The following is a 21,377-nucleotide window of genomic DNA, read 5'->3' on the forward strand; positions in this document are numbered from 1 at the left end:
CGGTGGACGGCCCGGAACCTGTGTTCGTCCGACCCTGCCAATCCATTTCCGCCCGCTCGTATGACGGCAACGCTATTTCTTCTGTCGTTTCTGCTGCTGACGCGGTCAGGGGTGGTCACCGTAAATTCATGGGGCGCCGAGCAGTCGGTGTCCCTTTTGCATCGCGATCTCGGATTTCACGAGAAGTCGAGCCGCGTCCGTGGGGTTCCGAACATTGCCTCCGACCACAGCAGGAGAGGAACGTGAGTGAACATCACGACAGGCAACCGAAAGCGTGCGGGAGCCAGGCACGTGGACAGCGCGGTTGGCGAAACGCTGAGCCGGCGCGGCATCCTCGGAGGCCTTGCGGCCGTTCCCGTTCTGTACGGTCTCGGCGCGGCGGCCTCTCCGGCGTCGGCCGCCACGGCAACGCGGCGAGACAGCGTCCCGACGGTCACTGATGAACTGGTGAGCGGTCAGGAACGGCGGTACAACGCTCCACTGCTCACTCCGGGAACCCGTCTGGTGTTGCCCGAAGGCGTCAAGGCCGTTCCCGTCCAGGACTACTACAGCGGTCCGCACCTCGCCGCGGCCCGGTCGGCGTGGCCGTACGTGACGGCGACCGACGGCACCACGGTCGACGCGTCGACCGTCCCCGAACGCGGCGCCCCCACCCGTATCGCGATCCTGAGCGGCTTCACCGAGGGGTGGTACGAGCTCCTCCACGCGAACGGGCAGTCCGACCGCGTGACTTGGGATGCCGGGAAGCTGCCCTTCGTCTGGCTGTACGGCGAGTTCGGCGGCACGAACGAGGCTCCCTACCGCAACTGGTTCTACACGCTCGCGCTGCAGCCGTTCTCCCGTAATCCGTACGCCCGCACCACCCGGATCCGCTAGGAGCACCATGTCCCACCACTTCGACTACCCCGAAGACGAAACGCTGGACATCAGCGACGCCTACTGCTTCGCCGGGGCAGGCGACCGCCATGGCCCCCGAACGGTCTTCGGGATGAACACCTCGCCGACGTACGGCAAGCCCTGGAACCCCGCGGGCTACTACGAGCTCAAGATCGACACCGACGGGGACCACGTCGAGGACATCACGTACCGCGCCACCTTCCCGATCGGCTCCGACGGCACGCAGTACGTTCAGGTGGAGCAGCTCACCGGTGCGGCGGCCACGGACCGCAGTGCCTCGGGCACGGTCATCACGCCTCCTGACGCCCCCGTCGGGGAGGTCGTCGACTGCCGTCACGGCATCAAGCTCTTCGCCGGGCAACGCCGTGACCCGTTCTACAACTTCATCCCGTTCCCCGTCGCGACGGCGAAGGCACTGGCGACGGGCACGTTCCCCGACTTCGACGCGCTGCGTCCCGCCCACGACGATTTCGCGAACACCAGCGTCAGGTCCCTCGTGCTGGAGGTGCCCGTAGAGGTGACGGGCCGCGGCCGGGTGCACTACTGGGCGACCACCGCGTACTTCGACAAGGGCCACAACACCTGGGCCCAGCTCCAGCGCGCCGCCGAGCCGAACATGACCACCTTCTTCGACTTCGCAGGCGGCTCGGCACACGTCGACTACAACGCCTCCGTCCCCACGGACGACCTCGTGGGCAGGCCCGCCCACCCGGCGACCCAGGCCGCGTCGGGGATCTGGGGCCAGGTCAGGGACAACATCGCGGCGGTCGTCGAGGCCGGCGGAACGTACGGTGACCGTCCCCATCGCTTCCCCACCGCGCGGGCGTACGGGGCGTGGGCGGCAGACGCACTGCTCCCGAACGTCATCACGTTCACACCCGGCACCGTCGCCGACTGGGACCCCTGGTGCGACCTCCACAACGGCAAGGGCGTCAGGGAGGACATCGCGTCCAACATCATCAAGATGATCGTGAACCAGGACTTCTCCTCGGGACTCAAGCACGGGCCGCTCCTGGACCACTTCCCTTACCTCTCCGAGCCACCGGTCTCCTGACCCGTCCCGGAGTTCAGGGTGTCCGTGGCCTTGCCCGCGTGATCTGCGCCCCGTGACGCACGCAGGCTGAGCCACCGTACGGACGGCGGCTCAGCCTGCGTGCGTTCCCGGGCAGTCCACGACGTGGTCAGACGCCGGCCGGGGTCGGGGCGTGCTCCTGCCGGGCGGAGGCGTCGGTGCGGTCGAGTTGCTGGTGCAGCTTCTCGCCCTCGACGTCCACGTCGGGGAGGACGCGGTCGAGCCACCTGGGCAGCCACCAGGCCTTCTCGCCGAGGAGGGCGAGGACCGCGGGCACGATGGCCATGCGGACCACGAAGGCGTCGAAGAGGACGGCGATCGCAAGGCCGAAGCCCATCATCTTGATCATCTGGTCGTCCTCCATGACGAAGCCGGAGAAGACGCTGATCATGATGATCGCGGCCGCCGAGACGACCCGTCCGCCATGGGTGAAGCCGGTGGTCACGGCCTCCGCGGGCGATGCGCCCCGTACGTAGGCCTCGCGCATCCGTGTGACGAGGAAGACCTCGTAGTCCATGGCCAGGCCGAAGACCACGCCGATCATGAAGATCGGCATCATGCTCATGATCGGGCCCGGCTGGTCGACGCCCACAACGTCGGCGAGCCAACCCCACTGGAAGACCGCGACGACGGCGCCGAGGGCCGCGCCCACCGAGAGCAGGAAGCCGAGCGCCGCTTTCAGCGGGACCAGCACCGAACGGAAGACGAGCATGAGAAGGAGGAAGGCGAGTCCGACCACCAGGACCAGGTACGGCAGCAGCGCGTCGTCCAGGGTCTGCGAGAAGTCGACGGTCATCGCGGTCACGCCGGTGACCAGCACGGTCGCGCCGGTGTCGGCCTTGATGTCACCGGAGAGCGAGCGGATCGACTTCACCAGCTCCTCGGTGGCGTGGTCGCTCGGCCCGGTCCTGGGCACGACCGTGAGGACGGCGGTGTCACCTGCCTCGTTGAAGGTCGCCGGGGTGACGGCTGCCGCCTGTTCGAGGGTGGAGATTTCCCTGACAACCTGCTTCGCGGCATCCCTCCCGTCCTTGACGCCCTCGGTGTCGACGGTGATCGTCAGCGGGCCGTTGAAGCCGGCGCCGAAGGACTCCGACAACATGTCGTAGGCCTTGCGTTGGGTGGATGCGGGTGCCGAGCTGCCCTCGTCGGGCAGGCCGAGTTGCAGGCCGGCGGTCGGAAGGGCGATCACTCCGAGGCCGAGGACGGTCGTGATCAGCACGAGCAGGGGGCGACGTAGCACGAACTCGGCCCAGCGGGTGCCGAGTTCCGGTTTGGGGGTCGCGGTCCGGTGGGTGGCGGCGACCGGATTCTCGCGATCCTTGCGACGTAGCGCCCTCTTTCCCGCGAAGCCCAGCAGCGCCGGGGTCATGGTGAGCGCGATCAGGACGGCGACGGCGACCGTGGCCGCGGCGGCCAGGCCCATCTTGGTGAGCATGGGGATGTCGACGACCGCGAGGCCGGACAGCGCGACGATCACCGTGAGGCCGGCGAACACGACGGCCGAGCCCGCGGTTCCGACCGCGCGGCCCGCGGCGTCCTCGGCCTCGCGGCCCTCGGCGATCTCCGTGCGATAGCGGGACACGATGAACAGGGCGTAGTCGATGGCGACCGCCAGGCCGATCATCATGGCCAGCGTCGAGGTCGTGGCGGACAGATCGAGTGCGGCGCCGAGAGCCGCGATGCCGGTGGTTCCGATGCCCACACCGATGATCGCGGAGAGCAGCGGCATACCGGCGGCCACCAGCGAGCCGAAGGTCAGGACCAGCACGACCGCGGCCACCGCGATGCCGATCATCTCGGCGGAGCCGCTCATCTCCTGCTGGGCCATGAGCGCGTCGCCGCCGGCCTCGACGGTGTAGCCCGCGTGCCGGGCGGCGTCGGTGGCCTCGGTGAGCGCGGCACGGGCCCTGTCGGTCAGCTCCATCGAGTTGACCTCGTAGGTGACGGAGGCGTAGGCGGTCGTACCGTCCTCGCTCACCGCGTCCGCCGTGAACGGATCCGTGACACCGGCGACCTGCGGGCCCCTGCCCAGGGCCTCGACCAGCTTCTCGACCTCGGCCCTGCCTTCGGTGCCGGATATCTTCTCGCCCCGCGGGGCACGGATGACGACGCGTGCCTGCGCTCCCTCCGCGCCTGCCGCGGGGAAACGCTCGTCGAGCAGGTCGAACGCCTTCTGGGACTCGGTTCCGGGCATCGAGAACGAGTCGGCGGGCGCCGCGGGCGCGGACGATGCCGCGACACCGACACCCACGAGCACGGCCACCCAGAGCAGGGCGATGAACGGGCGGCGCCGGAATGCGTACCGCCCGAGGCGGTAGAGGAATGTAGCCATGTGGAACCTCGATCGGATGGGGATTTCGGGCGGCAGGAAGCCCCGGCAGGAAGCCCCGGCAGGAAGCCCCGGCAGGAAGCCCCGGCAGGGAGGCCGTCGCTCAGGAGGGGGCAGCGGGACCGCGGATGAGAGTGGGCCACGGACCGCACCGGGGTTGGATGACCGGACCGTGGGTTCGTTGATCGCTTCGGGCCGGGCTGCATTCAGTACAAACCGTGACGTTGCGTCAAGGTCAAATCGGATCCTCCAGGTCCCTCGCCGTGCTCGGGTCCGGTGGGCCGGCCGACGAGCCCCGCGCTTGACCTTGACGCGACGTCATGGATTCCACTGGGGCCATGCGAATCAGCGAAGTCGCCGCCCTGGTCGGGGTCACCCCGCGGGCCGTGCGGCACTACCACCATCTCGGGCTGCTGCCGGAACCCGTACGACGAGGCAACGGATACCGCGACTACGGCATGCGGGAGGCCGTCCTGCTCGCCCGGGTCCGGGGGTTGACCGACCTGGGTCTCGGACTCGAAGAAGTACGGGACGTCCTCGCGGACACCGAGGGTTGTGACCTGACCGAGGTCCTGGAGGAACTGGACGCCGACCTGGCACGGCAGGAGACCGTGACCCGGCAGCGGCGGACGCGACTGGCCCCGCTCCTGGCGCAGGTCCAGAGCGGATCCCTGTCCCCGGACGGACCGGTGTCGCCCGAACTCACCGACCTGCTCGCCGTACTCGGAGACATTGACGACTCACCGATGGCCGCCAAGGACCGCGAGCACCTGGCCTTCCTCGACGCCACGGCACCCCCGGAGAGCCGGGCCGTGCTGATGGCGACACTGCACGGCATGCGTCGGCATGCCGAAGAGGTCTACGGACTGCTGGACGGCCTCGATGACCACGAGCCGGACGACCCGCGGGTGACCCGGGCCGCCGCCGCGCTGGAGGCCCTTCTGCCCGACGGCCTGGCGACGACGTACGTCCCCGGCGAGGGCGCCCGCAGCCTGGCCGACATCCTCTTCGCGGACCTGGCCCCGGCCCAGGCGGCGGCCGTACGCCGCGCACTCGAACTCGTCGAGCAACGACAGGAGGCATCGCCATGACCGCCACCCCGCCGACCGCGTCTCCCGCCACACCTTCGGCCACACCTTCGGCCACTCCTCCCGGCGCCCAGCCACCGCCCGCCGCGCCCAAGCGCGCGTCCTCACATGTGCTGCGGTTCCTCGCGCACGAGCGTCGGATCATGGAGAGCCTGATCCGGTGGGTCGCCCGCCGTCCGCACGGCACCGAGGGCGCGGACGGCGTCTTCACGCACGGCCGGGACCAGGCAGGCATGATGTACGGCCTCACGTTCGCCTGCGTGATCGAGACCGTCGCCCTGTCCTTCCTCCTGGCCCGCTGGCCCGTCGTCCACACCGCCCTCCTGGTCGTCGACGTCTACACCGTCCTGTTCGTCCTCGGCCTGCACGCCGCCTCCCGCACCCGGCCGCACACCCTCACCGGCCACACCCTGCGCATCCGGCAGGCCGCCAACGTCGACCTCCGCCTCCCGCTCGACCGGATCGCGTCCGTCCGCCGCGAGTCACGTTTCACCCACGAGAAGAAGGACGGCGAGCTGAACCTCCCCATCGGCTCGCAGACCTCCCTCACCCTCGAACTCACCGAGCCGGTCGACGCACCGACATTCCTCGGCACACCCCGCCTCGTCACCCGGATCAGGCTGCACGCGGACGACCCGAAGGCGCTCTACGACGCGATCACACGAGCGCGAACCACGCCCGAGCCCGGCCTGGAAACGGCCCCGCGGCCCAAGGGGTCGTAACCACCCACGCCAGGGCGCCCGTTCAGCGGCTGAGTACGTGTCCCTGTCCGACAGGCGCTGTTCGGCGCCCCGCGTCTCCGCTGAAAGGACGCGGCCGGTGTCGGACACGGACGGGGCGTGGAATCCATCACGGAACAGGAGACCCGTCGGCGACGACGGGCACGCTTCGAAGGACTGGCGCAGGTGGTCACCGAACCCCTGCACCGGTATCTGCTGCGACGAACGGCCCCTGACATGGTCGAGGACGTCCTGTCCGAGACGATGCTGGTGCTGTGGCGTCGCGTCGACCATGTACCCGGGCTCGGAAACGGGTCCCTGCCCGATCGCGACGAGGTGCTCCCCTGGTGCTACGGGGTGGCGCGGGGCTGCCTGGCCAACGCCCGCCGGGCGCACGGCCGCAGGGTCCGCCTGGTGGAGCGGTTGATGAGCGTTCACCAGGTACCTGTACAGGCACCTGTGTCGCAGGCACCCGTGCCCCTGGTCACCGATCACAGCGACCTGCATGCCGCGCTGGACGCACTCGGGGAGCTGGATCGCGAGGTGATACGGCTGTGGGCGTGGGAGGAGTTGGCGCCGCGGCAGATCGCGGAGGCGACCGGAATGACGTCCAACGCGGTGAGCATGCGGCTGCATCGGGCGAAAAAGAAAATCGCCGAACAGCTCCGGGCGGGGCGAAAGAACGCCGAACTCGCCGGACACAAGATGAGTGAAGGAAGGAGCGGTCAGTGAATGACAGCGAGTTGCTGACCCTAATGAGGGATGCGGATCCCGCAGCGACCTCACGAGCTCCGCTGCCCGACATCAATCGTCTTGTGGAGGCTGCCATGAAGAACAACTCCGTAGCAACGTCGGAAAACACCGACTTCGACGCCACGAATTCCGCCGCGAGGATCTCCGCGGGACGGGGGCGCCAGCGTTTCTTCGGGATCGCGGCGGCTGCCGCGCTGCTCCTCGGGGGTGGTATCACCGCGGGCATCACGGCGAATTCCGGAAACGGTCACGCGACCTCGGCCGTCAAGCAGCTGAATCTCACCGTCTCCGGGAACGGCAGCGGAAAGTGCGCGGCACCTGTTCCGGACCAGCTGGCGGGTTACCCGACCCTTTTCTACGGGACGGTCGACTCGGTGAAGGGGCCGCTGATCACCCTGCACGTCGATCACTGGCTGCGCGGTGGTGGCTCGCGCACCATTCTGGTGAGCAATGACCCCGACTTCCCGGAGAATCTGACCTTCACGGTCGGCCAGCATTACCTCGTGGCCGCCGATAGCGACGGTGCCATTCCCTCGTGCGGTGCGAACTGGGTCTCGGAAGAGACCTGGGAGCAGTTCGTCGACCCGATCGTGAACTAGCGCCACGGTTCCGCCCCCCCCGGGTCCCGAGCACCACGGCGATCTCGTCGCGGTGCTCGGGACCGCCCTCATGCCGCACGCGGCCGGCCCGAGCCCGAGTGACCCAAGGGTTGCCGGGTAGACGGAGTCCTTCCAGCGCTGCAGTCGGCAGGTGGGAGGCGATGCGTTTCATGGGCAGGTCAGGGAGTGTCCCGGCGACGACCGGCGACCGGGAAGCGGGGGCGAACCCGGGCGCCGCGGGTTCTTCACCCGGGCCGGGGGAGTCGTCGAGACGCGTGACGTCCGGCCGGGGCTTCCCGTCGGCGACCGTGCACAGCGGCCGTGTGAACGGTCTGGACGGGCTGAGGACCGTCGCGGTGGCGGTCGTCCTCGTCTACCACGTGAGGCCCGACCTGTTGCCGGGCGGCTCGGTCGCGGTGGATGTCTTCTTCACCATCAGCGGGTTCGTCATCACCCGGCTGTTGCTCGCCGAGTACGCCCGCACGGGCGGCATCGGCCTGGGGAGCTTCTACCGGCGGCGCTGGCTGCGACTCGTCCCCGCTCTCCTGGTGGTCTGCGCGGTGTGCGTGGTGCTGTCGCTGACCACCTCGCTGCGGTCCTTCGACGGCGCCTGGGTGGCCGCCGGCCTCGCGGCGGCGTTCGTGGTGAACATCGTGCGGGCCGTGCAGCCCGGCCCGTACTCCGACCTGACCGGACCGCTGGGGCACACCTGGTCGCTCAGCGTGGAGGAGCAGTTCTACCTGCTGTGGCCGCCGGCGCTGCTGTTCCTGCTGAAGCGATTCCGGGCTCGTACGGTGCTGCTGTGCACCGCGACACTGTGCGCGCTGCCGGTGCTGTGGCGCTGCCACCTGTGGAACCCGGACGCGGCGCACCGCATCTACAACGGCACCGACACCCGCGCCGACCAGCTGCTCGCCGGCGCTCTGGTGGCAGTGGCCCTGGCCCGGCTGCGCGCCGACGATCCACGGCTGGCCATACTGCGCAGATGTGCCGGCCGACTGGCCTGGCCCGCACTGGGCCTGCTGTGCCTGACCGCCTGGAAGGTGCCGGTCACCGGCGGCGGGGGTGCCTGGACCGCGGTCTGGTACACCGCAGGGTTCCTGGCGGTCGCCATCGTGTCCGCGACGCTCGTCATGGGGCTCGAACTGCGCCCGGACACCCGGCTGTCGCGAGTGCTGTCCCTGACGCCCCTGGCCTGGGCGGGCCGCAACCTCAGCTACGGCAGCTACCTGTGGCACTACCCCGTCATCCGCCTCCTGGACTCCCTCGGAGTGAAGGACGGACGGCTGTCGGCCACCGTGGTGCTGACCATCGTCATGGCCCTGCTGTCGTACGCACTCGTCGAGACCCCCTTCCTGCACAGAGGCCGGCCCGCCCGCTCGGAGACCGCGCGCCGGTCTGCGGTGAGTGCGGCGAGTACCCCGAGGGCAGCACCTCCCTCGACGTGACGCAAAGCCGGCGGGCTTTTGATGCCGCCGTGTTCTCGCTAGCGGCCGCCGCCGCGCCGGTATAGCGTTGGCCTTCAGCAGTCGTGGTTCCGAAGTCCGTTCGCCCGTGATCGCACATCACGGGCGTTCTTGCTGTTCAGCGCCTCTCCGGACCAGGGCGATCACCTCCCGGGCTCGCAGGGTGCGAGCCTGGTTTTCCCTCGAAGGAGACGGCTATGGCCAAGGGCACTGTCAAGTGGTTCAACAGCGAGAAGGGCTTCGGCTTCATCGAGCAGGAGGGCGGCGGCCCCGACGTCTTCGCCCACTACTCCAACATCGCCAGCCAGGGCTACCGCGAGCTGCAGGAAGGCCAGAAGGTGGAGTTCGACGTCACCCAGGGCCAGAAGGGCCCGCAGGCGGAGAACATCCGCCCCGCCTGATCCCGCTGTCTCGGTAAGGTCCGGCCTCCCTTCGGAGGCCGGACCTTTTCCGTGCGGCCCGCGGAGGTGTGGGTCCGGTCGGGCTGGGGACTTGATGAGCAGGCTGGGCCCGGTGTTCCCATGGGGGCTGGCCCGGCCGAGGCTTCTCCGGTTCAGCTCAGAGCCGGGGAAGCCGCTCGGTCACGTCAGGCTGCCGTCCTCGCAGACCCGGCGGGCGACCTCGCGGAGCTTGATGTTGTTCTCCTGCGAGGTGCGGCGCAGCAGGTCGAAGGCCTGCTCGTCGGTGATGTGGTGGCGGCCCATGAGGATGCCCATCGCCTCGCCGATCAAGTGGCGGGTGGCGACGGCCTGTTCCATCTGGGCCTGGGTGCGGGCGTTGGAGTAGGCGACCGCCGCGTGGGAGGCGAGGAGCCAGCCCGCCGTCTCGCTGTCCTGGGTGAACGCGCCGGGTGTGCGCGAGTAGAGGTTGAGCGCGCCGAGGTTCTCGTCCTCGGTGAACAGCAGGAAGCCCATCATGCTGCCCACCCCGAGCGCGCGGGCCTGCGGGGCGTAGGCAGGCCAGCGCTGTTCGACGGTCAGGTCCCTGATACGGAAGACCCGCTCGCTGTTCGAGTCGAGGGCGGCGTCGAAACACGGCCCCTCTCCCAGCTGCTCCTGGAGCCGGTCGCTGACGACGGCGACCTGGTCGGTGGGAGCGAGGGTCTCCACCCGCTTGCCGCGCAGCACGAGCACACCGGCCGCGTCACAGCCCTCCACCAGCTCGGTGGCCGACGCGGTGATCCGCTCCAGCGTGCCGTCCACCGACTCCTGCGCCAGCAGTTCCCGCGCCATCGACGCCATCTGCAGCGCGAACCGTGCCCAGTCCACTCCGTCCTCCCTGACTCACCCCGTCCCGAACAGACTGACTTCTACCCACACTTTCACGAGACCTTCGCGCGGTGACCTCGCGGCGGGTTCAGGCCGGGAAGCGGGGCCGCCGGCTCAGGCGGGGAGTTCCTTGACGCCGAGGGCGAAGTCCCAGCCCCCCACCCCGTGGCGGGCGAGGCCCATCGTGAGCACCCCCGCTCCTTCCAGCCAGTGCGCCATTTCCAGGCCACCGGCGTCCAGCGGCCGCATCCCGAGGCTCTTGACGAACACCTCCACGTCCGCCTTGGCCCGCGCGTCGTCGCCGGCGATGAAGATGTCGGGCCGGCCGTTCTCCAGGACATGACGGAAGACGGTGTTGAACCCCTTCACCACGCCGGCACCGGCCGGGGCCACCTTGGCGACTTCCTGCGCGATCGAGGTGACCTCGCGGTGGGCCAGACCGTCGGACGTGGAATTGAAGGGGTTGCTGATGTCGACGATGACCTTGCCCGCGAGGGCGTCCCCGTAGTGGGCGACGGCCGGGACGACACCGTCGGACAACAGGGCCACGACGACGATGTCCCCGGCCGGGACGGCGCCCCACTCTCCCGCTGTGGCGCCACCGCCGAGCGCCTCGGCCAGGGCGGCGGACTTGGCATGATCGCGGCCCATGACCTCGACGGTGTTGCCGCCCGCCATCGCCAGCGCGCCGATGGTACGGGCCATGTTGCCCGTGCCGATGATGCTGATGCTGCTCATGAGATGTGCTCTCTTCTCGTGGTCACCCGGTGAGTCCGTCGACGTGTCCGCTCAGATCGCCGTGGTGCCGCCGTCGGCGGTCAACTCCAGCCCGTTCACATAGCTGGAGTCGTCCGAAGCGAGGAACAGCGCGACCGTCGCGATCTCCTCGGGGCTGCCCATCGCGCCCCGCGGGATCAGGGACTCGAACTGCCGCTTCGTCTCCTCGTCGAACAACTCCTCCTGCTTGGCCGTGGCCACCTGGCCGGGGGTCAGTACGTTCACCCGGATCCGCCGGTCCCTCAGCTCGTTCAGCCACACACGGGCCCAGGCCTGCTGCACGGCCTTGCTCCCCGCGTACACGCTCCATCCGGGGAAGCCCTTGAACGAGGCGTTCGACCCGGTCATGAAGATCGAGCCGCCGTCGTTGAACAGCGGCAGCGCCTTCTGCACCGTGAACAGCGTGCCGCGCGCGTTCAGCGAGAACGTGTTGTCGAACTGCTCCTCGGTGATCTCCCCGAGCTTGCCCTGCTCACCCGTGCCGGCACTCGCCCACAGCACGTCGATCGAGCCCTTCTCCCGCCTGACCGTCTCGTACAGACGGTCCAGGTCGTCCAGGTCGGCCGCGTCCCCCCGCACGGCGGTCACGTTCCGGCCGATCACCTTGACGGCGTCGTCCAGCGCCCCCTGCCGCCGGCCCGTGATGAAGACATGAGCCCCTTCCTCGACGAACAGCTTCGCGCCGGCCAGCGCCAATCCGGTCGACCCACCCGTGATCACCGCGACCTTGCCATCGAGCTTTCCCACGATCACTCCTTTTTAGGTACACCGATCTGTGTACGTAACGTAGGCGACGATCGAGCGGGAGCGCAAGCTATGTACACCGATCCGTACCAGACCGGGCTACGATGGAGTCATGACGAAGCTGGAGAAGGGCCCCCAGGGCCGGCGCCGCGGCAGGGGTGCGCGCGAGCGCATCCTCAGCGCGTCACAGCAGCTGTTCCGCGATCAGGGCATCAACCGCACCGGCATGGACCAGCTCTGCGCGGTGGCCCAGGTCTCGAAGCGCACGGCCTACCAACACTTCTCCGGCAAGGACGACCTGGTCGCCGAATACCTGCGCCGATTCGATCCCGACGTCATGCCCGGGGTGTTCGACCGCACCGACCTCACGCCCCGCGAACGACTCCTCGCCGCCTTCGAGGTCCCCGCGTCCGGCCCGGAGGAGCTCACGCCCCTGTGCCCCTACATCGCGGCGACCGTCGAGATCCACGACCCCGAACACCCCGCGTCCCAATACGCGCGCGACTACAAGCTCGCCGTCGCCGCGCGGCTCGCCGAGACGGCCCGTGAGGCCGGCGCCACCGACCCCGAACAGCTCGGCGAGCAACTGGCGCTGCTCCTCGACGGCGCCTCGGTCCGCACCCGAGTCCTCAACGCCGAGTCCTTCCCGGCCGCCGCAGCCATCGCCGCCGTCCTCATCGACAACGCCATCCCCGCGACGGACGGGGACCGGGGGAGCGAAGTGGGCGCGGTTCGCGTCGACTGAAGCGGGTTGTGCGGCACATGGGCCCCGGCTGAACCGCGATGCCTACGGCCGCGTCGGTCACGCGGGTCCGGCCTTCGGGTGATGAGTTCGTGTGCTTCGAGGTCGTCGAGAAGGTAGGTCATCACGGTCCGGTCCAGGCTGACCTCTTTGGCCGGGGCGAGTTGTGAGGGCGGTTCGCCGGAGGACAGGGCGACCAGGACGAGGCGCTGGCATGTGGCCACACCGGAGATCGCGGCCCTCCTCACCAAGTGGGGCCCTCGCATACGCAATGAAGTACGGCGGTTCGACGCCGACGAGAAGGATCCGCAAGCCTGAGCCGAGCCGGGGACCCGGAGCTCCCCGTCCCCGGGTCTTGGGGTGAACCTCTTCCCGTCGTCTCAAGCGAGTGCGGCGGCCAGCAGTGCGAACGCGCCGACGATGACGGCGACCCGGACGTAGTGGAAGCGGTCCCAGCGGTTCATCTGGTCCTTCCAGTCCGCGGGCCGGTTCTCGGGGGTCCAGGTCTTGCCGCGGTTGTTGATCGGGACGAGCAGCAGGACCGACATGATCACGCTGACGATCAGCAGTACGCCGGAGGTGATGACGAGTCCGGTGCCGTCGTGGTGCCGTCCGGCTATGGCCCAGATCGCGACGAGGACGAGCGAGCCGATGTACCAGACCGGCATGACGGCGCCGAGCATCCGGCCTCCGTGGGCGCGGCCGAGCTGGTTGCTGTCGTCGGGGAGGGCGTCGAGGATCCGGTTGATGACGAAGGCGACGGAGAACTCCACTCCCACCATCAGGCCGACGATCACGGTGGTCACGATCTGAAGTGCGTTCAGCATGGCTGCCCCTCCTGGGGTAACTGGAAATCTAGTGTTGCTAGCCGATGAGGCAACGCTAGACCTACTGCCGCTTGGTTGTCTAGCGGTGCTAGGATCGAGTCATGTCGGTACAGGAACGCAAGGAGCGCGAACGGGCCGTCCGCGAGCGCCTCATCGTGGCGACGGCCCGCGAACTCGCCGAGCAGCAGGGCTGGGACGCGGTCACCACCCGCCGGCTTGCCGAGCGCATCGAGTACAGCCAGCCCGTCCTCTACAGCCACTTCCGCGGCAAGCGCGAGATCATCGGCGCCGTCGCGCTGGAGGGCGCCGCCGAGATGGCCGCGGCGCTGCGGGCGGCGGCCTCCGCCGCGGACGGCCCGCGCGCCCGGGTCACCGCCCTCGCCCGCGCCTACCTCGCCTTCGCCGAGAGCAACCCGGCGGTCTACGACGCGATGTTCCAGCTCGACGGCGGCCTGGCGTTCGCGCAGGAGGAGACCCCGGAGCCGTTGAAGGACGCTTTCGCCGCCCTGCTGGAGACCCTCGCCGAGGTCGCCGGGGACGGCGTCCACCCGGGACTGTTCACCGAGGTCTTCTGGGCGGCCCTGCACGGCCTGGCCACCCTCACCCGAGCGGGACGGCTGCCGCCGGGGGAAGCCGAGCGGAGGGTGCAACTGGTGGTGGACAGGCTCGCCGTGGTCTGACACACCACCGCAACCGCGTCTCTCGTCGAGTACGTGTCGCATGATCCGCGTGATCGGCGGCCGAGTTGGCGTGCTTCCTTAACAACGGGCTTCCGTTTGGCGGCGATTGCCCACTCCACCCCTACAACAGTCTCGTCACCCACCAACACCTCGGGATCCGATCCCCGAGACAGGGAGAAGACGATGACTGATCATCGAGCCGATCTGCTGATCCGCGCCGGCGCCGTGCACACGCTGGTGCCTGGGCAGGCCCCGCAGCAGGCGTTGGCCGTGCGCGGGGACCGTATCGCCGCCGTGTCCGGCGATCCCCACGGCCTCGACCATCTGGTGGGCGCGGGAACCGAGGTGCACGACCTGCCCGGTGCCACCGTGCTGCCCGCCTTCGACGACACCCACACCCACCTGATCTTCGCGGCGCTCGGTGCCCATGACGTCCCGGTCCACCGGGCCGCGAACATCACCGAGTTCCTCGACCTGATCCGGCAGCGGGCCGCCGGCACGCCCGAGGGGGAGTGGATCCGCACCACCACCAACTGGCAGGAACTCAATCTGGCCGAGCGCCGCATGCCCACCGCGACCGAACTCGACCGGGCCACCGACCGGCACCCGGTCCTCGTCAAGCGCGGCGGTCACAACGACGTCGTCAACAGCTACGCGCTTCGGCTGGCCGGCATCACCGAGGACACCCCCGTACCGCCGGGCGGCACCATCGGCCGCGGCAGCGACGCCAAGCCGGACGGTCGACTGATCGACAACGCGCTGCATCTGGTGGAGCGCCTGGTCCCGGCCCCGGACCGCGCCGAGCGCATCGACGGGTTGCGGCTGGCCAGTCGCGATTACGCCGCCACGGGTATCGGGACCGTACGCGACTGCGCGGTCAGGCCCGAGGACTACGCCGTGCTCCGGGCCGCCCGCGAGGCGGGGGCGCTCGGCGTCCGGGTGCGGGCGCTGATCTCGGCGCTCGGCATGACCAGCGCAGCCCAGGTGGAGGACCTGCTCGACGTCATGGAGGAGTGGCGTGACGACTCCGACCCGTGGCTGTCGGTGTGGGGGGTGAAGTTCGGCCTCGACGGCGGGCTCGAAGCCGGGGCTACCGAGGAGCCGTACGCCTGCGACCACTCGTACTCCGGGATGCTGATCTGGGAGCCGGACGCGCTGGTCGAGGCCGTCGAGGCGGTGGTCCGGCGCGGCTGGCGAGTCGGGACGCACGCCTACGGCGACCGCGCGGTCCGCACCCTGCTCGACGTCTACGAACGCGTCCTGGAGCGCAGCCCCGGCCTGTCCGCCGGCACGCTCGTGATGGAGCACGGCGGCCTGGCCGGCCCCGAACAGCGCGCCCGCGCCGTCGCGTTGGGCATTCCCGTCACCATCCAGCAGCCGCTGCTCCACGACACCGCCGAGGTCGAGGAGGGCTTCTGGGGCCCGGAACGCGTCGCCCGCCTCTTCCCCGCCCGTGGCTGGATCGACCTGGGCGCCCAGGTCAGCGCCGGATCCGACTTCCCCGTCGGCCAGTTCGGCGCCATGCGCTCCGTCTGGGGCATGACCACCCGCCAGACCGTCATCGGCGTCAAGGGCCCCGAACACGCCATCACCTACGACGAAGCCCTCACCCTGCACACCACCAACGCCGCCCGGCTGCTCGGCGAGGAACACCTGCGCGGCACCCTCACCCCCGGCCGCCTCGCCGACCTCACCGTCTGGGATCGCGACCCCGCCCACTGCCCCGCCGACGACCTGCGCGACCTGAACCCCACGCACACCTTCATCGGCGGCGCCCTGGTCACATCCACCGGCACGCGGTGAGCACGCCTCTTGCGGCGGTCAGACCGCGCCGGCTTCAGGGGTGACGGCGGGAGTGGTGGACGTTGTCTGCGTCGCCGCGTCGAGGACCAAGCGTTGACTGCGCGCCACCGCACGGGATTGAGCGGCGTCGTTGCGTCGAAGCACGAAGACGGTGGCGAGGGCAAGGACACTGGGCCCAGAGAGCATCGCGGCGAGCCACGGCTGATCGTTGCTGCCTACGATCACCGCTCCGGAGAGCATGCCCACGGTGATGACGAAGCCCGCCACGAGTCCGGCGAGATAGAGAGCATGGGATCGCTTCGCCCTGTTTTCTCCGGCTTCGATCGCCTTCAGTTCAAGTTCACGGTCGATCTGCTGCTGGGCCATGCGGTACTCGTGATCACGTAGCAATTGCGGTTCAAGAGCCTTGAGCGCCACTTCGAGGTGATCCACCGGTACGTCGGCCCAGGCGCGCGCGACCTCCAGTCCGCCCAGTGGCGCGGCAGTTCCCCTTTGCTCCGTCACGGCCGCTCACCTTCGCCACTCTGCTGCATCCGATCCGGCTCCTGGCGGTCGTCAGGTGGCAGACCGAGAGCCCGGAACAACTGGTCAAGACCGTCGAAAACCGTGCCTGCGCTCTCGTCGAGGGCACATAGAGCCTCGGCGGCGACTTCAGCAGGTTGTGGATCGCGGCGGTCGGTTTCGCCGGGTGCCTGCTTTCCCTGCCGATGTGGGTCTTCAACGCTGCGGCCGCCGGGAAGTCCTTGAAGCCGGGCGAGGAACGACGCCGGTGGAGAGGGTGGCGCGACGGCCGCGAACACAGACTTCAGCCTCCGCTGGGCATCCGCCTCGGCCTTGCACTTCGCGCAGGTGGCAAGATGCGCGAGGAATCGCTCGCGGAGTTCGTGGCCGAGCTCGCCGTCCACAAGAGCCGAGAGCCGGTCGCCCAGGTGAAACTGATGCTCGTCCCCTGAGAGGTCCCGGGGTGTTCCCCCCAAGCCGGGCTCGGACCCGGCACGAGAGCTCATGCGCGTTCCCATGGTTGCCGACGTCTTGCCGGTAGTACGACTCGTCGCACGATGACCTGCGCCATACTCTCCCGCCCCCGAAATCTCAAGCACGGCTTCAACCAGTCTAGTTGGGACCAGGCAAGCGGGGCAGCGGGTGCGCGCTTTCGGAGCGGACGTAGTCCGGCGCCCCCGACCGGGGCTCACTCGCGGTGACTGTGACCCGTACAGAGTCTTGAGACACGTTTTACGTGGTACCTGAAACTGCGGGGCACGCCCCGACCGTCTGACAGGGAGCCGGGTCTGTCAGGGCCGAAGAGCGAGAGAGAGCGGGGCACGCCGTGGGACGGCGCAAGGGCAGCATAGGGATCGCACTCATAACGGGTGTGGTGCTGGTGGGCGCGAGTGCCTGCGGCGGGGGCGGCAGTGACAAGGCGAGCGGGAGCGACGCGAAGGCGTCGGGCAAGGCGAGTACGAGTGCCTCGCCCTCGCCGACGAAGCCCGCCGGTCCACCGATGCTGCTGGACACGATCACCCCGCAGACCGGGACGACGGTCGGCGTGGCCATGCCGATCTCGGTGATCTTCACCAACCCGGTCGCCGCCAAGGCCAAGGCCACGGTCGAGAAGCACATGAAGGTGAGCGCCTCGCAGCCGGTGGCCGGCGCCTGGCACTGGATGGGCGACCGGCGTGCCGACTGGCGCCCGAAGACGTACTGGCCCTCCGGTACGACGGTGAAGATCGACGCCGACATGAAGGGCGTCAGCAACGGCAACGGACGCTACGGCGTGCACGGCTACACGCACACCTTCAAGGTCGGCGACGACGTCCGCGCGGACGTCTCCGTGACCGGCCACACCATGAAGGTGACCCGCAACGGCTCGCTGGTGCGCACCCTGTCGATCAACGCGGGCAGCGCCGAGTACCCGACGTGGAACGGCACGATGGCCGTCATCGACAAGCAGAAGAAGGTCCACATGACCTCCTGCAGCGTCGGCATCAGCTGCGACAAGGGCAGCCCCAACTACTACGACCTGACGCTGCCCTGGGACGTCCACCTCACCCAGTCCGGCACGTACGTGCACTACTCGACCGGCGACCCGAACCCGGGCAGCGGCAGCGCCCGCGGCTCGCACGGCTGCGTCCACCTGTCCATGGCGGACGCCAAGTGGTTCTACGGCCAGGTCAAGCAGGGCGACCCGATCACCATCACCGGCTCGCCCCGCGCCAAGGCCCCGGCCGACAACGGCTACGCCGACTTCAACCTCAGCTGGGACCAGTGGCTCGCGGGCAGCGCCTCCGGGGAGAGCACGACCGCGACCCTGTGACGCGCGGTGGACGGCCGGCCCGCTACGAGGAGCCGGTCGTCCCGAAGGTCACCTTGTAGTAGCAGGCCCCCTTGCAGGGCATCGTCGCCCCGTCGTCGAAAGCGTACGAATAGGCGTACGGGGCGGCCCGCTTGAAGACCTGGGTGTAGTCGACCGGCCACTTCGACGGAATGCAGTTCTCGCGGCCCGCCCAGGCGCCGCGGCAGCAGTACGTGTCGCCGCCGAACGCCGCGCACGGCGGCTTGCAGCCGACGACCTGGCCGCCGCGGACCTCCTGCATCGCGGTGGGGCAGTCGACGTCCGTGGTGCAGACGCCCTTGTAGCAGCCCGTGGAGCTGACCGGGTCGGCGGTCGTGGTGTGGGAGATGTTGATGTACATGGGCAGGTTCGAGCCGTCGACCATGCTCACGTCGTAGAAGTCCATGCCCGCGTACGCGTCGAAGGTGAACTCACCCAGCGTGGTGGGCGGGTTGCCGCCGCTGCACACGCTGGTGCAGTCGCCGGTCGCGCAGTACCCCGCGGCCGTCCCGGTGCAGCCGGTGCGGCCCCAGATGCGTCCGCCCCAGTTGTTGGCCACGGTCACCGACAGGCTCTGGCCCGGGGCCAGTTCGCGGCCCTGCGGGTAGACGGCGGTGTTGGTGACGACCGCCCAGACCGTCTTCGGAGTCCGGTTGACGACCGTGATCAGCCGCTTGCCCGCGGGCGCCGACGACGGCTGCCCGGCCGACCCGCCCGCCCCGGTGACCGGCTTCCGCGTGCTCTTTCCCGACGCACCGGTCTTGACCGAAGGCGAGGCCGAGGCAGAGACCGAGGCGGATGGAGACGGGGAGGTGGAGGGGCTCTGGCTCGGTGCGGAGGGCGAAGGGCTGCGCGGTCCTGACGGCAGCGCGGCGGCATCCTGACGGTCCGCCGTGGGGGAGCCGCCGTTCCCGGACGGAGCCCACGCGCCGTACGCGATCAGTACCGTGACGGTCGTCGCGAGGGCGGCTGCCCCGGCGTACCACCACCGGAGCCGACGAGGTGATCGTGCGCCGTGTCGTCTGCGTCCTCGTGCCATTCCCGCGCCCTTCCCAGTGCTCCTCGGATGCGTCCCTGCCTATCGGTGACCTGGTCTACGGCGGCCCGACAACATAAATTGCGAAGCCGATCGGCATACATCGCGAAGCCGGTCGGCCGATTTTCTGTTGTACGCGGTTGCGTCGGCGGTCTCCGTTCCAGGGAGCGCGCTCCTCAAGTCCCGTTCCGGAAGCCCGGTTCCGGGCCCTGGGAAGCCGCCGCAGCCGGACCACACGCGGAGGAACAGAACCACATGCCCAAGTTCCACAGGAGTGGACCCGACTCCGCCGTGGTGACGGCCGCAGGCGCGGGCGACAGACAGGCCCTGGACGCCTTGGTCACGCAGTGCCTGCCGCTGGTCTACAACATCGTCGGCCGGGCCCTGAACGGTCACGCCGACGTCGATGACGTCGTACAGGAGACGCTGTTGCGCATGGTGCGGGGGCTGCCGAAACTGCGGGACCCGTCCGCGTTCCGGTCCTGGCTGGTGGCCATCACGATCAGACAGGTACGGGACCGCGAACAGTCGCGGGCCACCGACCGCGACCGCAGGGCGCACCTGGAGGACGCCGAGGCGATCACCGACCCCGCCCTCGACTTCGCCGGACTGACCATCCTGCGCCTTGGTCTGACCGAGCAGCGCCGCGAGGTCGCCGAGGCCACCCGCTGGCTCGATGCGGACGACCAGGAACTGCTGTCCCTGTGGTGGCTGGAGGAGACCGGCGAACTGGAACGCGCCGAACTCGCGGGCGCGCTGGGCCTGTCCGACCGGCACGCCGCCGTCCGCGTGCAGCGCATGAAGAAGCAGATGGAGATATCCCGGGTCGTGGTGCGGGCGCTGGCGGCCACCCCGCGCTGTGCCGAACTGGACGAGACGGCCGCCCTCTGGGACGGCACGCCGAGTGCCCTGTGGCGCAAGCGGTTCGCCCGGCACATCCGCGCCTGCGGGGTCTGCGAGGGCCTGGACGACGGCCTGCTCCCGATGGACCGCCTGCTGAGCGGCCTCCCACTGCTGGCCGTCCCCGCCACCCTCGACCCGTCCCGCGTGCTGGTCACCGTCATAGGCGGCGGTCAGCCGGCCGACGCGGGTGCCGGTTCCTCGACCGGCTCCGGCACCCCGTCCGCGCACTCCGCGCACAAGGCCGGAGCGGGCCGCGGTCATCGGGCGGCGCGCGGAAGTCATGGGCGCCGAGCGGCTCGTACGGGCCTGCGTGCCGCTCGCGGCCAGGTGATCGGCGGTTCGGCGGCGGTCGCGGTCCTCGCGGTGGCCGCGTTGGTCGCGGCGCGGCTGACGGGGGACACCGCCACCCCCGCCGCGGAGTCGGCACCGCCCAGCCCGGTGGCCGTCACCTCGCCCAGCTCCACTCCCTCGCCTTCCCTCTCCCCGTCCGCGAGCCCCAGCAAGTCCCCGACCCGCAAGCCCAAGCCGAGCCCGTCCAAGCACACCGCTGCCGCCCCCGTGCACATCGCCTCCGGCGCCAAGAAGGGCGTCGGGGTGTGGACGTTCAACGGGGTGAGTCAGGCGCTCGGCGCGAGCGGGGCGAGTTGGTACTACACCTGGAACACCCAGCACCAAGGGGTCACGACACCGTCGTCGACCTCCTTCGTGCCCATGATCTGGGGCGCGGACTCCGTCACCGACAGCGCGCTGGCCCAGGCCAAGGCGAACGGTCCCTATCTCCTCGGCTTCAACGAACCGGACATGGCCGCGCAGTCCAACATGTCGGTCGAGCAGGCGCTGAGCCTGTGGCCCAAGCTCATGTCGGCCGGCCAGACCCTGGGCAGCCCCGCGGTCGCCTACGGCGGGGACACCGCGGGCGGCTGGCTGGACCGGTTCATGTCCGGGGCGGCGGCGAAGGGGTACCGGGTCGACTTCATCACGCTGCACTGGTACGGCGGTGACTTCCGCACCCCGCAGGCCGTGGACCAGTTGAAGTCGTACCTGGCAGCGGTGTACGCGCGCTACCACAAGCCGATCTGGCTCACCGAGTACGCGCTGATCGACTTCTCCCAGGGGACCCGGTTCCCCTCCCCGCAGCAGCAGGCGGACTTCGTCACCGCGTCCACCAAGGCGCTCGACGGCCTGTCCTACGTGCAGCGTTACGCGTGGTTCGGGCTGGGCGCGGATCCGTCGAAGCCGAGCAGCGGGCTGTTCACGAACGGTACGACGGCGACGGTGGCGGGCCGCGCGTTCCAGGCCGCCGACTGATCTGCGACCGACCTACGACTGACCTGCGTCA

Annotated in this window: 20 protein-coding genes and 2 pseudogenes; 13 read left to right on the plus strand and 9 right to left on the minus strand. The window is 69.6% G+C overall.

Features of this window, described 5'->3' with window-relative positions; all coding sequences use genetic code 11:
- Positions 1 to 291 precede the first annotated feature (291 nt).
- Positions 292 to 876 carry a hypothetical protein gene (locus ACWDR3_RS08245; protein WP_450351646.1) on the plus strand — a complete coding sequence of 195 codons (585 nt, stop codon included), beginning with the start codon at positions 292 to 294 and terminating at the stop codon, positions 874 to 876.
- Positions 877 to 883: 7 nt separating this feature from the next.
- Positions 884 to 1,951, plus strand: coding sequence for a DUF4331 family protein (locus tag ACWDR3_RS08250; RefSeq protein WP_450351647.1), 1,068 nt, complete (start codon positions 884 to 886; stop codon positions 1,949 to 1,951).
- Positions 1,952 to 2,078: 127 nt separating this feature from the next.
- Here ACWDR3_RS08250 and ACWDR3_RS08255 read toward each other — a convergent pair whose 3' ends face one another.
- Positions 2,079 to 4,304, minus strand: a complete 2,226-nt coding sequence (locus ACWDR3_RS08255) for an MMPL family transporter (protein ID WP_450351648.1) — start codon at positions 4,302 to 4,304, stop codon at positions 2,079 to 2,081.
- A 335-nt stretch (positions 4,305 to 4,639) separates the two neighbouring features.
- Here ACWDR3_RS08255 and ACWDR3_RS08260 point away from each other — a divergent pair, with 335 nt between their 5' ends.
- The 6 genes from ACWDR3_RS08260 (at position 4,640) to ACWDR3_RS08285 (ending at position 9,327) form a co-directional block, all read left to right on the plus strand.
- Positions 4,640 to 5,392, plus strand: coding sequence for a MerR family transcriptional regulator (locus ACWDR3_RS08260; RefSeq protein ID WP_450351649.1), 753 nt, complete (start codon positions 4,640 to 4,642; stop codon positions 5,390 to 5,392).
- Positions 5,389 to 6,111: a hypothetical protein gene (locus tag ACWDR3_RS08265; protein ID WP_450351650.1), complete on the plus strand. Its 723-nt coding sequence runs from the start codon at positions 5,389 to 5,391 to the stop codon at positions 6,109 to 6,111. Before ACWDR3_RS08260 ends, ACWDR3_RS08265 begins: the two co-directional genes overlap by 4 nt.
- 117 nt (positions 6,112 to 6,228) lie before the next feature.
- A complete protein-coding gene (locus ACWDR3_RS08270) occupies positions 6,229 to 6,840 on the plus strand; it encodes an RNA polymerase sigma factor (RefSeq protein ID WP_450351651.1) in 612 nt (203 codons plus the stop codon).
- Positions 6,837 to 7,460 carry a hypothetical protein gene (locus ACWDR3_RS08275; RefSeq protein WP_450351652.1) on the plus strand — a complete coding sequence of 208 codons (624 nt, stop codon included), beginning with the start codon at positions 6,837 to 6,839 and terminating at the stop codon, positions 7,458 to 7,460. Before ACWDR3_RS08270 ends, ACWDR3_RS08275 begins: the two co-directional genes overlap by 4 nt.
- A gap of 275 nt (positions 7,461 to 7,735) precedes the next feature.
- Positions 7,736 to 8,908 (plus strand): acyltransferase family protein, encoded by a 1,173-nt coding sequence (locus ACWDR3_RS08280; RefSeq protein WP_450351653.1) that lies wholly within the window; start codon positions 7,736 to 7,738, stop codon positions 8,906 to 8,908.
- A gap of 215 nt (positions 8,909 to 9,123) precedes the next feature.
- The gene (locus ACWDR3_RS08285; RefSeq protein WP_014670069.1) at positions 9,124 to 9,327 is read left to right on the plus strand and encodes a cold-shock protein; all 204 of its coding nucleotides are present in this window, start codon (positions 9,124 to 9,126) and stop codon (positions 9,325 to 9,327) included.
- Between the two features lie 180 nt (positions 9,328 to 9,507).
- Here ACWDR3_RS08285 and ACWDR3_RS08290 read toward each other — a convergent pair whose 3' ends face one another.
- From ACWDR3_RS08290 to ACWDR3_RS08300, 3 genes are all read right to left on the minus strand, one after another.
- Positions 9,508 to 10,194 carry a GAF and ANTAR domain-containing protein gene (locus ACWDR3_RS08290; RefSeq protein ID WP_450351654.1) on the minus strand — a complete coding sequence of 229 codons (687 nt, stop codon included), beginning with the start codon at positions 10,192 to 10,194 and terminating at the stop codon, positions 9,508 to 9,510.
- A gap of 114 nt (positions 10,195 to 10,308) precedes the next feature.
- Positions 10,309 to 10,932 (minus strand): NADPH-dependent F420 reductase, encoded by a 624-nt coding sequence (locus ACWDR3_RS08295; protein ID WP_450351655.1) that lies wholly within the window; start codon positions 10,930 to 10,932, stop codon positions 10,309 to 10,311.
- Positions 10,933 to 10,983: 51 nt separating this feature from the next.
- Positions 10,984 to 11,718 (minus strand): SDR family NAD(P)-dependent oxidoreductase, encoded by a 735-nt coding sequence (locus ACWDR3_RS08300; protein ID WP_450351656.1) that lies wholly within the window; start codon positions 11,716 to 11,718, stop codon positions 10,984 to 10,986.
- A 109-nt stretch (positions 11,719 to 11,827) separates the two neighbouring features.
- Here ACWDR3_RS08300 and ACWDR3_RS08305 point away from each other — a divergent pair, with 109 nt between their 5' ends.
- A complete protein-coding gene (locus tag ACWDR3_RS08305) occupies positions 11,828 to 12,460 on the plus strand; it encodes a TetR/AcrR family transcriptional regulator (RefSeq protein ID WP_450351657.1) in 633 nt (210 codons plus the stop codon).
- A 62-nt stretch (positions 12,461 to 12,522) separates the two neighbouring features.
- Here the strand turns inward: ACWDR3_RS08305 and ACWDR3_RS08310 are convergent.
- Positions 12,523 to 12,723 (minus strand): annotated as a pseudogene (locus ACWDR3_RS08310) (hypothetical protein); the annotation flags it as partial.
- A gap of 114 nt (positions 12,724 to 12,837) precedes the next feature.
- Entirely contained in the window at positions 12,838 to 13,284 is a 447-nt protein-coding gene (locus ACWDR3_RS08315; RefSeq protein WP_450351658.1) for an anthrone oxygenase family protein, read from the minus strand.
- A 101-nt stretch (positions 13,285 to 13,385) separates the two neighbouring features.
- Here ACWDR3_RS08315 and ACWDR3_RS08320 point away from each other — a divergent pair, with 101 nt between their 5' ends.
- Both ACWDR3_RS08320 and ACWDR3_RS08325 read left to right on the plus strand, forming a co-directional pair.
- Positions 13,386 to 13,964 carry a TetR/AcrR family transcriptional regulator gene (locus ACWDR3_RS08320; RefSeq protein ID WP_450351659.1) on the plus strand — a complete coding sequence of 193 codons (579 nt, stop codon included), beginning with the start codon at positions 13,386 to 13,388 and terminating at the stop codon, positions 13,962 to 13,964.
- A gap of 183 nt (positions 13,965 to 14,147) precedes the next feature.
- Positions 14,148 to 15,767 (plus strand): amidohydrolase, encoded by a 1,620-nt coding sequence (locus ACWDR3_RS08325; protein WP_450351660.1) that lies wholly within the window; start codon positions 14,148 to 14,150, stop codon positions 15,765 to 15,767.
- Positions 15,768 to 15,785: 18 nt separating this feature from the next.
- On the opposite strand, the gene ACWDR3_RS08330 is transcribed toward ACWDR3_RS08325, so the two are convergent.
- Positions 15,786 to 16,271, minus strand: coding sequence for a hypothetical protein (locus tag ACWDR3_RS08330; RefSeq protein ID WP_450351661.1), 486 nt, complete (start codon positions 16,269 to 16,271; stop codon positions 15,786 to 15,788).
- Positions 16,272 to 16,495: 224 nt separating this feature from the next.
- Positions 16,496 to 16,774, minus strand: a pseudogene (locus ACWDR3_RS08335) (anti-sigma factor family protein); the annotation flags it as partial.
- A gap of 320 nt (positions 16,775 to 17,094) precedes the next feature.
- Here ACWDR3_RS08335 and ACWDR3_RS08340 point away from each other — a divergent pair.
- Positions 17,095 to 18,081, plus strand: a complete 987-nt coding sequence (locus tag ACWDR3_RS08340) for a L,D-transpeptidase (RefSeq protein WP_450351662.1) — start codon at positions 17,095 to 17,097, stop codon at positions 18,079 to 18,081.
- A 22-nt stretch (positions 18,082 to 18,103) separates the two neighbouring features.
- Here ACWDR3_RS08340 and ACWDR3_RS08345 read toward each other — a convergent pair whose 3' ends face one another.
- On the minus strand, positions 18,104 to 19,138 hold the full coding sequence (locus ACWDR3_RS08345) for a thaumatin family protein (RefSeq protein WP_450351663.1): 1,035 nt from the start codon (positions 19,136 to 19,138) through the stop codon (positions 18,104 to 18,106).
- A 252-nt stretch (positions 19,139 to 19,390) separates the two neighbouring features.
- Between ACWDR3_RS08345 and ACWDR3_RS08350 the strand changes: the two genes are divergently transcribed.
- Positions 19,391 to 21,346, plus strand: coding sequence for a sigma-70 family RNA polymerase sigma factor (locus tag ACWDR3_RS08350; RefSeq protein WP_450351664.1), 1,956 nt, complete (start codon positions 19,391 to 19,393; stop codon positions 21,344 to 21,346).
- Positions 21,347 to 21,377 lie beyond the last annotated feature (31 nt).

It is taken from the genome of Streptomyces sp. NPDC001002 (assembly GCF_053599215.1).